The sequence below is a fragment of the Streptomyces olivoverticillatus genome, assembly GCF_014203555.1.
Lineage (GTDB): Bacteria > Actinomycetota > Actinomycetes > Streptomycetales > Streptomycetaceae > Streptomyces > Streptomyces olivoverticillatus.
On sequence record NZ_JACHJH010000001.1, the window covers coordinates 873773 to 885744 of the forward strand.

The 11972-nt window shown below is 73.0% G+C and carries 13 protein-coding genes; 5 read left to right on the top strand and 8 right to left on the bottom strand.

Features of this window, described 5'->3' with window-relative positions:
- Positions 1-27 precede the first annotated feature (27 nt).
- A complete protein-coding gene (locus tag FHS39_RS04045) occupies positions 28-1218 on the top strand; it encodes a winged helix DNA-binding domain-containing protein (protein ID WP_184346321.1) in 1191 nt (396 codons plus the stop codon).
- Positions 1219-1232: 14 nt separating this feature from the next.
- Here the strand turns inward: FHS39_RS04045 and FHS39_RS04050 are convergent, their stop codons facing one another.
- Positions 1233-2012: a GntR family transcriptional regulator gene (locus tag FHS39_RS04050; RefSeq protein WP_184346322.1), complete on the bottom strand. Its 780-nt coding sequence runs from the start codon at positions 2010-2012 to the stop codon at positions 1233-1235.
- Positions 2009-2551 carry a UTRA domain-containing protein gene (locus tag FHS39_RS04055; protein ID WP_184346323.1) on the bottom strand — a complete coding sequence of 181 codons (543 nt, stop codon included), beginning with the start codon at positions 2549-2551 and terminating at the stop codon, positions 2009-2011. Before FHS39_RS04055 ends, FHS39_RS04050 begins: the two co-directional genes overlap by 4 nt.
- A 153-nt stretch (positions 2552-2704) precedes the next feature.
- Between FHS39_RS04055 and FHS39_RS04060 the strand changes: the two genes are divergently transcribed.
- On the top strand, positions 2705-3043 hold the full coding sequence (locus tag FHS39_RS04060; RefSeq protein ID WP_184346324.1) for a hypothetical protein: 339 nt from the start codon (positions 2705-2707) through the stop codon (positions 3041-3043).
- Positions 3044-3075: 32 nt separating this feature from the next.
- Positions 3076-3318 carry a DUF6255 family natural product biosynthesis protein gene (locus FHS39_RS25950; protein WP_425507736.1) on the top strand — a complete coding sequence of 81 codons (243 nt, stop codon included), beginning with the start codon at positions 3076-3078 and terminating at the stop codon, positions 3316-3318.
- A gap of 43 nt (positions 3319-3361) precedes the next feature.
- On the opposite strand, the gene FHS39_RS04065 is transcribed toward FHS39_RS25950, so the two are convergent.
- Together FHS39_RS04065 and FHS39_RS04070 are read right to left on the bottom strand one after the other, a co-directional pair.
- A complete protein-coding gene (locus FHS39_RS04065; RefSeq protein WP_184346325.1) occupies positions 3362-4468 on the bottom strand; it encodes a zf-HC2 domain-containing protein in 1107 nt (368 codons plus the stop codon).
- Complete coding sequence (locus tag FHS39_RS04070) at positions 4465-5028, bottom strand: sigma-70 family RNA polymerase sigma factor (RefSeq protein WP_246469795.1); 564 nt, start codon at positions 5026-5028, stop codon at positions 4465-4467. Before FHS39_RS04070 ends, FHS39_RS04065 begins: the two co-directional genes overlap by 4 nt.
- 444 nt (positions 5029-5472) lie before the next feature.
- On the opposite strand from FHS39_RS04070, the gene FHS39_RS04075 reads away from it, so the two are divergent.
- Complete coding sequence (locus tag FHS39_RS04075; RefSeq protein ID WP_184346326.1) at positions 5473-5850, top strand: anti-sigma factor antagonist; 378 nt, start codon at positions 5473-5475, stop codon at positions 5848-5850.
- Positions 5851-5864: 14 nt separating this feature from the next.
- Here FHS39_RS04075 and FHS39_RS04080 read toward each other — a convergent pair whose 3' ends face one another.
- From FHS39_RS04080 to FHS39_RS04090, 3 genes are all read right to left on the bottom strand, one after another.
- Entirely contained in the window at positions 5865-7010 is a 1146-nt protein-coding gene (locus tag FHS39_RS04080; RefSeq protein ID WP_343069345.1) for a sensor histidine kinase, read from the bottom strand.
- Positions 7007-7672 carry a response regulator gene (locus tag FHS39_RS04085; RefSeq protein WP_184346327.1) on the bottom strand — a complete coding sequence of 222 codons (666 nt, stop codon included), beginning with the start codon at positions 7670-7672 and terminating at the stop codon, positions 7007-7009. Before FHS39_RS04085 ends, FHS39_RS04080 begins: the two co-directional genes overlap by 4 nt.
- Positions 7673-8136: 464 nt before the next feature.
- Positions 8137-9519, bottom strand: a complete 1383-nt coding sequence (locus FHS39_RS04090) for a tetratricopeptide repeat protein (protein ID WP_184346328.1) — start codon at positions 9517-9519, stop codon at positions 8137-8139.
- Between the two features lie 329 nt (positions 9520-9848).
- On the opposite strand from FHS39_RS04090, the gene FHS39_RS04095 reads away from it, so the two are divergent.
- Positions 9849-11162, top strand: coding sequence for a M64 family metallopeptidase (locus tag FHS39_RS04095; protein WP_184346329.1), 1314 nt, complete (start codon positions 9849-9851; stop codon positions 11160-11162).
- Positions 11163-11196: 34 nt separating this feature from the next.
- Here FHS39_RS04095 and FHS39_RS25275 read toward each other — a convergent pair whose 3' ends face one another.
- Complete coding sequence (locus FHS39_RS25275; protein ID WP_246469796.1) at positions 11197-11892, bottom strand: TetR/AcrR family transcriptional regulator; 696 nt, start codon at positions 11890-11892, stop codon at positions 11197-11199.
- Positions 11893-11972: the final 80 nt, after the last annotated feature.

Genomic DNA, 11972 nt, shown 5'->3' on the forward strand with positions numbered 1-11972 from the left:
ACCTACTCCCGCCGTAGCTTTCGCTCCATGAGCGCCCTCATCCCCCTCCCCCGCATCACCGACGACGAACGCCGCGCGCGCCTCGGCCACCGCCACCTCCTGGCCCCCGGTCGCCGCGCCGGCACCGTCGAGGAGGTGGCCGACGCCGTCGTCGGGCTGCACGCCAGCGACGCGGCGACCGTGTACCTGTCGGCCTGCGCCCGGCTGTCCGAGCCGTCCCCGGCCGAGGTGGAGCGGGGGCTGTACGAGGACGTGACCCTGGTGAAGCTGCTCTCGATGCGGCGCACGATCTTCGCGGTGAGCACCGGCCTCGCCCCGTATGTGGATGCCGCGGCCGCCCGCGCGATCGCCGAGCGGGAGCGCAAGACGCTGCTGAAGAGCCTGCTCGGCTGCGTCGACGCCGCCAGGCCCTGGGACGCCCGGCGGCTCGCCGAGACCGAGCGCGCGGTGCTGGAGACGCTCGCCGTGCGCGGGGAGGCGACCACGGCCGAGCTGGCCAAGGACGTGCCGGCGCTCAAGGAGCAGATCGTGGCGTCGCCGGGCAAGCCGTACGAGGGCCGGCAGAGCGTCGGCAGCCGGGTGCTGCGGCTGCTCGCCTCCGACGGGCACGTACGCCGCAGCCGCCCGCGCGGCTCGTGGACGAGCAGCCTCTACCCGTGGGCGCTCGTCCCCCCGCTGCCGGAGGTCCCGGTGCGGGAGGCCAAGGCGGAGCTGGCCCGCCGCTGGCTCGCCTCGTACGGCCCGGCGACGGAGGCGGACCTGAAGTGGTGGACGGGCTGGACGCTGCGCGACACGCGTGCAGCGCTGGCGGACGTGGGCGTGCGGAAGGTCGTCCTGTCCCACGGCGAGGGCTTCGCCCTCGACGAGGACGCCGACGCCCGGCCCGCGCCCGTAGGCGACTGGGCGGCGCTGCTGCCCGGCCTGGACCCGACGGCCATGGGCTGGCGCGACCGCGACTGGTACCTCTCGCCCGAGCACGTCCCGTTCCTCTTCGACCGGGCGGGCAACGTCGGCCCGACCGTCTGGTGGAACGGCCGCATCGTGGGCGGCTGGGCCCAGCACGCGAACGGCGAGATCGGCTGGCGCCTCCTGGAGGACACCGGCCGCGAAGCGTCCGCAGCAATCGAAACGGAGGCCGCACGCCTGTCGGCCTGGCTGGGCGACGTCCGCGTCACACCACGCTTCCGCACGCCACTGGAACGGGAGTTGGTGCGCTGACCGATGGCGGGTCGCTATTCGGGGACGAACTCGTACTGAAGCTCGTACAGGTGCCCCGCCTTGACCATGACGGTGACCTCGACCGGCCGCTCGTCGTCGCTGTAGACGACGCGCAGGGTCCGGAGGACCGGGAGACTGCCGGGCAGCCGAAGGGCGCTGTACTGCTCCTGCGTGGGAACCTGTGCGGAGATCTTGTCGACGCTCAGCCGAGGCGGGAACCCCAGATCGGCGAGGAGCCTCGGGGTGCCACCCTCGATTTTGCGGGGCTCCGCCATCGCGGTATCGCGGGCGATCTCCAACGGGTAGTACGACTTGACCAGTTCCACGGGCTCACCGTCCAGGGCGAGCACCTGTGAACGGAGCAGGGCAGTGCCGTCCTCCGCGAGGTTCAGGGCCGCGGCGACGTCCGCAGGGGGAACCACTTCGGACACCTCCAGCAGATCACTGCGCGCCTCACCGCCGTGTTCCCCCAACTCGGACAGCCAGCGGTACGGCTCACCGGCCGCTGCCGGCGCCAAGGAGGCGGCAGGTCGCACGGTCCGCCGACGCCGCTCGCGCACCGTGACGGACGCTCCCGGGCGCCCGATGACCAGACGCTCGTCCTTGAGCAGTTGCAGCGCCTTCTGCACCGTCGCGTTGGAGGCGTCGAACCGGGCCTTGAGCTGCACGGTGGATGGCAGCTTGGCGCCCGGCGCCAAACTGCCGCTCATGATGTCGTCGCGCAGGTCCGCGGCAATCCGCTCGTGCAGCGAGCGCCGGTCGACGGCGTCGGCTTCGAATCTGGGCACAGTCATCCGATCGTCATTTCATAATGCAGCCGTTGGCGGTGCGCAGGCATGGTCATCACGTCCACCTGAACCGGCCGCCCCCGCCGGTCGAGCGTGAGCCGCGTCAGCTGCAGCACCGGCTCGTCCGGAGCGGTGCACAGCACTTCCTTCTCCTCCTCGTCCGGCATACGAGCAGTCACGTCCTCGCGAACCGCCGCCCCCGCATATCCGAGTTCGGCGAGCAGGGTGATCGCCCCTCCGGGGATCTTGGCCGTGCCGGCAAGGGGGGTGCCGCAGGCGATCCCGGCAGGATAGTAGGTGTCCGTCAGCTCGTTGGGCAGGCCGTCGAGCAGCATCAGCCGTCGGCGCACGACGACCGTCTCACCCTCGGGCACCCCGAGCAGTCCGGCAACGACCGGCGGTGCGGGCACCTCACCGGCGTGGACGATGCGCTGGGTGCCCCGCCGCCCCAGCGCGGCCGTCTCCGCGCTCCAGGCATCGGCGGCACCGGCGCTCTTGGGCGTCAGATACGGCATGGAGCTGCTGACCCACTGACTGTCGCTCACGAGATCCTCCCACGGCCGACGATCCCCCTCTACCGCCTCACACGGTATGCGACCAGCACGCGCCCCACCCTTGAACCCCAAATCTTGCCGCCTTTCATGAAAAGCGGTACGGCCTTCCCTGGCTGATACCTCCCAGGGGAAGGTGAGGAGCAAGTGGCGTACAGAATCGGCGCTTACGTGGTGGACACGCGGGAGAACCGGATCGCCCAGGTCATCGGCAACAGGGGAAGCCGCGTGCAGGTGCGACAGTCAGGGGGCGGGCTGGAGTGGGAAGTGCCTTTCCCTTCGCTTCGGCTGGCGTCCCGGACGGAGCGGGAAGGGGCCGGGGCAAGCGTGCCCGGCTCGCTCGCCGGATGCACGGAGTGCGTCGACCTGGAAGCAGCCCGGAGGGAGGCCGTGGCCTCCGGCGAAGAGGAAGCCGTGGTGGACGCCACGATCGCCGTGCGCAGTCACTTCCGCGATGCCCATCTGCTTTCCGGGAGGTCGTGGTGACCAGCGGCCCGGCAGATGCCGTCTACGCAGCCGTGGGGTCGGCAGCCCGGTGTGCGCACCGGTCCGGCTGGACACACGCCACGGGCGAATCCCACTGCAACTGCTGCGGGACGCGGCGCTTCACCCAGTACGGCGCGCTGCGGCCGCCGGGGCTGCCGCAGGCCGTCGCCACGGCCGACCGGGACCCGCGCGCCGCGGACCGTTCCGCGGCTCTGAATGTGGCCCTGGCCTCCCGTAGGGGTGCCCGCCGGAGCGCATGGCGCTCACCGTCGTGATCACGGCCGCACCGGCCGCCGTCACCCCCTGCCCCTCTCCCCCTCACAGCCGCGACAGCGATGCCGTGGCGAAGAGGACGTCCTGGACCGCCTCGCGGTCGCCCAGTTGGCCTGCTGCCGCTTCGTCCGGCGGGATGTGGCCCGCGGCCAGGCGGCAGAACTCCAGGCCGTCCAGGGCCACATGCGCCACTTCCTCCTCCGGGGTGCCCACCGCCCCCGGAGAGTCCAGCGGGATGTACCAGTGGCCCGCGCCGCGGCCCTCGATTTCCAGGTGGAGGGCGCGGCCCGGGGTGCCGGCCCGGACCAGGCCTCGGGCGGGAGGGGCCAGGCCCGCGCGGCGGCGGGCCGCGATCGTGTGCGGCAGCATGCGTGCCGCCAGGTCGATCATGCGGTGAAGATGGCTGGAGGACGGTGGTTCGTAGGGGTAGTCGACGGCCTCGGCGATGTCCTCGGCGTGCACCCAGCATTCGAAGGCCCGGTCGAGGAAGGCATCGCGCAGCGGCAGGCTGAACGGACCGTACTCGACGGCCAGATCGGCGGCCCGGCCGCCCTCGAAGGACGCTGTCCGTATCAGCGTGTGCCCTTGGTCGCGCCAGGCGGCCCGCACCACCGGCGCGCGAACGCCGGACTGTGCCGCCCAGGCCGTCTCCGTGCGCTCCTCGGGGGTGGCGGTGCCGGCGTCGCCCGTCAGGCCCAGGGCATCGGCCACGATGCCGTCCACCGCGGCCAGATGGCTGATCACCCCGGCCACCGTGGCCTCGCGGGAGACCGCGTCGCGGCCGTCGAACCAGGCCAGGCGGACCGGGGCCTGCCACTCCGTCTCGCCGATGTCGCGCAGCAGGGCGTCCAGGCGGGCGGCCTCGGCTTCGTAGGGCGCGGCCCAGCCGGGCACCGGAATCCGGGCGGGGCGGCGGCCCAGGGCGCCGGCGAGGACGCGGGAGCGCAGGGTGGGGTCGAGGTCGAGGCTGTCCTCGGGGTGCAGGAGCGCCACCGCGTCCCGCAGCCGGACGGCCTCCTCGGCGCACGCGGCGCAGTCGGTCAGGTGCGCTTCGACGGCGGCGGTCTCCTCGGCGGAGCACGCGGCCAGCGCCCAGGCGCCGAGCAGGGACTTGAGGACGGGATGGGACGTGATCGCGGACGCCGTGCTCATCGCACCGCCCCGTACCGCTGCGGCGGGGAGACCGCGCGCGGCCCGTCATGTGCCGTGGAGAGCAGTTGTAAGCCGAGCCGCAGGCGCCGCCGGGCCTCGTCCTCGGTGACGCCGAGGCGATCGGCGGCCTGCCGGTAGTCGAGACGGCGGAAGTAGGCGAGGTCCAGGGCGGCGCGCAGCGGGGCGGGCATGGAGGTGACGATGTAGTCCGCGCGGGCCGCGGCGCTGGCCGCGCGGACCTTGGCCTCGACCTCCTCGGCGGAGCGCTCGCCGTCGTCCTCGGCGAGCCGCAGGCGGCTGACGGCGTGCCGGTGGGCGAGGGAGGCGATCTGGGAGCGCAGCGAGCCGTTCCTGGGGTCGAAGTCCCCTGGATGCTCCCACACATGGGCGAAGACCTCGCGCGTGACGCGGTCGGCACCGCTCTCGTCGCCGAGGACGCGGTGGGCGAGGCCGTGCACGAGGGAGGCGAAACGGTCGTAGAGCTCGCCGAGGGCGGCGGCCTCGCCGTGGGCGAGCCGCTGCTGCATCTTGAGGTCCCACCGCAGTGCGTCGTTGGTCATCCCGGTCCGCCCCCTTGAGTGCCCCACTGAGTGCCCACGCCCATGAACCGCTGTACGCCAGGTGCCGAATGTAACCGCAGGGTCCGACACCGCACCCCCGCTTTGTAGCGAAACGGGGATCAACCCGCGCCGCAACCGCTGCGGATGGTATTGCGCCGGTCACTTTGGGTGGATATCCGGTCGAGGGGCGCGATCGGCGCCGATCACACCTGCCCGAATGTGCCTATGTGTTATGCGGGTGTGACCGGATCTATGGGGATTGGGGCTTCGGGCTGGGCATAGGGTCAACAGCGGTCGGCGTATGCCAGGCGGTGATTCACGCCCGTGAAGTGCTCGTGACCAGTGGTGTTTCGTAAGGCGTCCCACGGGGGAAGCGCCAGGCAGCCACACCGCGGAAGGGTCCATTCCAGTGAACGTGAAGACCGAGCGAAGGGGCTCGAGCGCGTGACGTTGAAGGTGTTGGAGCGCGAGCAGGGGGACTGGGCCGTGCTCCAGGTCTGCGGCGAGATGGATCTGGTGACCTCACCGGCCGTCCGGCAGCATGTGCACGACGCTGTCGCCGACGGCAGGCGGAGTCTGGTCCTCGACCTCGGGGACGTGCAGTTCTGCGACTCCAGCGGGGTGGGGGTGCTGATCGCCGCGCGCCGGCTGATGCGCTCCTGCCAGGGGCGGCTGCGGCTGATCCTCCCCGCGCAGGGCGCCGTCGAGGGCTCGCACGTCAACAGGGTGCTGGCGGCGCTGGGCGTGCGCCGTCTCTTCGAGGTCTACCCCGACCTGGCCAGCGCCACCGGGGAGAACCCCGCCAAGCCGCTCTCGGCCTGAAGGCGCGCCCGGCCTCAGCCGCCGCCCTGTCTCTCCTCCCGCGGGAAGACGGCCCGTACGACGAAGCCGCCGTCCTCCGCCGGATGCGCTTCGAGTATCCCGCCGAGGCTCTGCGCACGTTCGCGCAGCCCGACCAGACCGTGGCCGCCGCCGGGCAGCTCCGGTGCCGGCACGGCCGAGTCCGCCGGCCCGTTGCGGATCTCGACGAGCAGCCCGGAGGCCTCCTCCCGGACGGTCACCCGCACCTTCGCGCCCGGCGCGTGCTTGCGGACGTTGGTCAGCGCCTCCTGCACGGTGCGGAAGGCGGCCCGCTCCACGGCCTCGGAACGCTCGGCCGCCGGGTCCGAGGAGTCCTCGTACGTCACGTCGAGGGCGTTCAGTTCGATCAGCCGGGGCAGGTCCGCCAGCCGCGGCTGCGGGGTGAGTTCCTCGGTGTCGGCGCCCGCCGCGCGCAGGATGCCGACCATGTGCCGCAGCTCGTCCAGGGTGCGCACGGACAGCTCGCGGATCGTACGGGCACCGCTGCGCGCCCGGGGGTCCTCCGTACTGATCTGCACAGCACCGGCCTGCAGGCTGATGAGGCTGACCTGGTGGGCGACGACGTCGTGCATCTCCCGGGCGAGCCGGGCGCGTTCGGTGGCGAGCACCCGGTCGGCCAGCAGCCGGTCCTCGCGGGCGCGGCTGCGGGTCAGCTCGTCGAGCCGCTCGGCGAGTTCGCGGCGGGTGCGGGTGAGCAGGCCCAGGGCGATGGGGGTGGCCGCGGTGACGAGGGCGTCGACCAGGTAGAGGGCCGTCTGGCGCCGGCTGTCCAGGTCCAGGTCCGAGACGGGGTACGGCAGAAAGTGCGCGGTGGCCAGCAGCAGCCCGGCGATGGCCAGCCGGACGCGGCTCACCGGCCGGACCGCAATCGTGTACAGCGCGATCATGGGCGCGAGCCAGATGTAGCCGATGTAGATGCCGGGCAGGGTGGCCAGGAAGACCGCCGCCGGATAGCGCCTGCGCCACAGCAGCACCACCGCGGCCAGCAGCGACACCCACAGGGCGAGCCCGGGCTTGAGCCCGTTGACGAGCAGGGCGTCCGCGACCGCGAGCAGGGCGGGTACGACGACGGGCGCCCAGCCGGGCACCCAGGCGGGCAGGCTGGCGCGCCAGAAGCTCACTGCTCGCCCTCCGGGCGGCGCGCGGCCACGAGCCCGGCACGGTCGGCGAGGATCGCGGCCTGCACCCGGTTGAGCCCGCCCAGCTTGCCCAGGACGGCGCGGACGTGGTCCTTGACCGTGCTGGGGGCCAGACCCATCCGCTCGGCGATCTGCGGATTGGCCAGGCCCTCGCCGAGGAGGGCCAGCACCTCGCGCTCGCGCGGGGTGAGCGCCCGTACCGCCTCGGCCGCCGTGGTCTCGGCCTCGGCGGCGAGGTAGCCGCCGATCACCGCGCGGGTGACGCCCGGGTCGAGGACGCTGCCGCCCTCGGCGAGGGTGCGCACGGCCCGTACGAGCTGCTCCGGGTCGGTGTCCTTGAGCAGGAAGCCCGCCGCGCCCGCGCGCAGCGCGGCGGCCAGGTACTCGTCCACGGCGAAGGTGGTGAGCATGGCGACGGCGGGCGGATCCGCGGCGGTGCGCAGGTGGCGCAGGACGGTCAGCCCGTCGGTGTCCGGCATGCGGATGTCGAGGAGGACGACGTCCGGCGCGGCCCGCCCCACGGTGTCCAGGGCCTCCCCGCCACCGCAGTCCGCGACCACTTCGATGTCCGGGGCCGTGCCCAGGATCATCCGCAGCCCGGACCGGACGAGCTGTTCGTCGTCCACCACCGCAACACGGATCACCGCCGGTTACCTCTTCTCGTTCCGCCGGGGGCCACTGGACGGCCCCCTGGCACCCCCAGCCTGCCGCACCGGAGGCAGAAAAGCGGAGCTCGGTGCTCCACCGGAAGGCGGGGGCCCTCCCCTCCGACCGGCGGGGGCGGACCGGGACCCAGGGTGGATACCGCACGCGCCCCCCGACCGGCAAAGTGCTGTCCATGCTGCACCGAGCGGGTCCATCCCCCGGATTCCGCGCCGCCCACGCGGCGTGGTGCGGCTGTACGAGGAGACAGGCCGCCGCATCCCCCACAGGCGGCGGCCTGTCCGTCTCCGCCCGCGGCGCGGGCCGCCGTATCTGTACGGCCCGGCACCCGAGGAGTACAAGCCGAAGGAGTGCCGGCCCGCGGCACAGCCGCTGACCGGCCCCTGGCGAGGGGAGGGCCGGTCGGCGGGCGGCGTCCCCCGGACCGGCCCACGGGCGGCTCCGCTCAGGGGCGCGGCCACAGCGGCGGCGCGGTGGGCGCGGGCCCCAGCGTCGTCGTCCCCGGCGCGGCGCGGTGGCCCAGGCCCGTGCGGTACGCGTCCAGGGCCGCCTCCGTGCGTCCGGTGCGCCGCAGCAGGTCGCCCAGCAGCCGGCACAGGTCGGCGAGGTCCCCGGCGGCGCCGGTGCGCTCCAGCAGGGACAGCGCGGCGCAGTAGTGCTCCTCGGCGGCGTCGGTGTCGCCGCGCTCCTCGGCGATCAGCCCCAGCAGCCGGTGCGCGCCGCCCGCGTGCACCGCGCCCCGCTCGGCGCCCAGCGCGGTGGGCGCCAGCAGCGGCCGGAGCAGCTCCTCCGCCTCCGCGGCCTTGCCCCGGCGGCGCAGCACATCGGCCAGCTCCACCTCGACCTGCACGGTGAACAGGGCGGCGCGCTTGGAGGCGAGCATGTCGCGGGCGGTGCGCAGCTCGCTCTCGGCCTTTTTGAGATTGCCGTCCTGGGCGTGGACGTAGCCGCGCATCCAGTGGCAGTGGGCGAGTTCGGTGCGGATGTGCAGCTGCTGGTAGAGCTCCTGGGCCTTGGCCAGGGAGGCGTCGGCCTCGGCGATCCGGCCCTCGGCGATCAGCGTGCGCGCGACGCCGCGGTGCATGCTCGCGACGAGCGCGGGGTCGTCGACCTGGGGCGCGAGCGCCAGCGCGAGTTCGGCGGCGTGCGCGGCGCGCGCATGCGCGCCCATGTCCATGTACGGCGCGATGGAGGCCGTGTAGAGCAGCAGGAGGGCGTCGGGGTCGTGCATGCCGGAGGCGTTCAGCTCGTCGAGCGCGGTCTCCAGCAGGTAGCAGGAGTAGCGCAGTTCGCCCGCGAGCAGGTGGGCGGTGGCGCGGCCGCGCAGGGCGGGGACGCGGCGCGGCAGCGGCTGGTGGGACAGGAGCGCCTCGGCCTCGGCGAAGCGGTCGCGGGCCTCGGTGAGGTCGCCGGTCTCCAGCGCGCAGTCGCCCAGCCCGAGCAGGGCGGCGGCCTCCTCGCCGGGGAGGGCGAGAGCCGCGGCCTCCGTGCGCAGGGCGCGGAACAGCCCGGCCGCGTCCTCGGCTTCGCCGGTGGCCAGGGTGCGCCGGGCGTCGGTCAGCCGCATCCGCAGCTCGGTGGCCAGGTGCGGGGGGCGGCCGGTGGCGAGCTCCTCGACGGTGGTGCCCAGGCGCCCGGCCAGATGTCGCAGGGCGGTCTCGGAGGGGCGTACCCGGCCCGCTTCGAGGGTGGAGACATAGGCGGCCGTGTAGGCGGGCTCGGCCAGCTGTTTCTGGGTGAGGCCCCGTTCGGTGCGCAGCCGCAGCACGCGGCGTCCGATGTCCGCGGGCTCGTCCGCCCGTATGCCGTGGGTGCTGTTCTCGGCCACTTTCGCCCCTCGGTACGTAACGCCGTGTTTCCAGCCGTGAGTCGGGTGATTAGCTGAGGATGTCACCGTGCCGACCGTGTCATTTATGCCCACGACGGGGCCGTGGCGCACGGGACTCCGGCGCGTGTGCGAAGGGAATTCCCGTAGTTCGAGCCGCATTTCGAGCTTGGGGTGCACACCCCTGGGCAGCGGCCCCGAACGTCCTCTCGCGTCACATCGGTTGCCATGGGCATTGCCAGACACCTCCCGCACCTCTACGTTGAGCCGCACCTTAACTCGACTTAACCCGCCGCTTGCGTGGCGGGTTTCGGTTTCGGGAGGAACCCCCCATGCACAGACGCATACGTGCCGCGCGAATACCCGCCGTGGCGGGCGTGGCCCTGCTGGCCGCCCTCGCCGCGACCGCCGGCACCACGGCCGCCACGGCGGCCCCCGCCCCCGCACCGCACCCCCAACCCGGCCAGCAGGTGGAGTACTTCACCGAGCCGGGCGGACACCCTCACCACACCACCGTCCCGGCGCCGCACACACCGGCGCACCCCTTGCTCCCCTGGGTCAAGGGCGACGGCAAGGTGACCTCCGTCGTCAACAACGGCCGCGTCGGCGACAAGCTCGACGTCGTCTTCGTCGGCGACGGCTACACCGCCTCCCAGCAGAACGCCTTCCACGCCGCCGTGCGCGCCAAGTGGAAGAAGATGACGGCCGTCGAGCCCTACGCCTCGTACCGCAACCTCTTCAACGTCTGGGCCGTCGACGCGGTCTCCCACGACTCGGGCGTGTCCGGCGACCCGGACCAGAGCGTGAAGAGGGACACCGCCCTCGGCTCGGGCTTCTTCTGCGACGGCGTCGAGCGGCTGCTGTGTCTGGACACCGCCAAGGTCGAGTCGTACGCGGCCAAGGCGCCCGCCGCCGACCTGGTCGTGGTGCTGTCCAACTCCACCAAGTACGGCGGCGCCGGCTACAACGACGTGGTGTCGAAGGTCGGTTACGACGGCATCGCCACCGCCTCCGCCGACAACGAGAAGTCCGACCAGATCGCCGTCCACGAGACCGGCCACTCGCTGGGCAAGCTGGCCGACGAGTACGAGTACGCCGAGTACGGCACGTACACCGGCACCGAGCCCGCGACCTCCAACATCAGCACCCTGGGCGCCGCGCAGATGGCGGACCGACGCACCAAGTGGTACCGCTGGCTGGGGCAGACCTCGCCCGACGGCGGCACGGTGGGGACGTACGAGGGCGGTGGCTACTACCCCAAGGGGCTCTTCCGTCCCACCGACAACTCGATCATGCGGTCGCTCGGCCGCGAGTTCAACTCACCCGGCCGCGAGGCGATGATCGCGGGCTTCTACCGGCACGCGAAGGTGCTGTCCAGCACGCGCAGCGCGGGCACCAAGGTCGGGCGCGGCGAGCGCCTCACCGTCCTGCCGGCCTCGGCGAGCACGACGGTGCGCTGGTACGTCGACGGGCACGAGGTCACCGCGGCGCGCGGCAAGACGTCGCTGACCCCGCGCTCCCTGGGCGTCCGGGCCGACGGCCGCGCCCACACGGTGACGGTCAAGGCCGCCGACCGCACGTCCGCGGTCCGCGACCCGGAGCTGGCCAAGAAGCTGACGGGCGAGCTGGCTTGGAAGGTCCGGTGAGCACCGCGGGAATCCGGTAGGCCCGCAGGAGGAATCAGGAGCCCTTCGCCGGCTCGGCGTCCAGGACGTCCGAGCCGGCGTAGGCGCGTTCGAGCCGGGTGAAGCCGCGGTCGAGGGCCTCGGCGACCGCGGCCCGCACCTGCGCGACCGGCTCGTCGCGGGCCAGGGTCGCGTGCATCGCGTCGTAGGCGTGGTCCCCGGCGGCCATGGCCAGCGTCGCGAACAACTCCAGCTCCGCGCGGTCGGCATGCGCCCGGCCCTGCTCCACGAGCAGTTCGACGAGCATGCGCCGGCGCTCCCGGGCCAGCGGCAGATAGCTGCGGATGAGGGCGGGGCTCGCCAGCAGGACGCGGGAGAAGATCCGCCCGTTCTCGATGGTGTCCTCGGCCAGGACCAGCTCACAGGCGTCCGCGAAGAACCTGCGCACCCCTTCGATCACCTCGGCGCCCGTCGCCCTCCCCTCGACGGCCCCCGGCAGACCCGCGCTGAACTCCTCGCGGCGAGTGAAGAAGATGTCCTCTTTCGAGGCGAAATGAGTGAAGACCGTCGCCGGTGCCACATCGGCCGCCGCGGCGATCCGGTTCAGCGTGACCGCCTCGAAGCCCTGCTCGGCGAAGAGCCGGAAAGCCGCGTCGGAGATGGCGCGGCGGGTGCGCTCGCGCTTGCGTCCGCGCAGGCCGGACACGGCGGGCGGGGAAGCGGGGGCGGTCTCGGCCGGAGGGTGCGTCATGCGCCCAAGGATAGCGGGCACCCCACACAGAATTAGAGATGCTATATTTTTAGAGCACTTCTAATTTCGCCTTGGCCGGG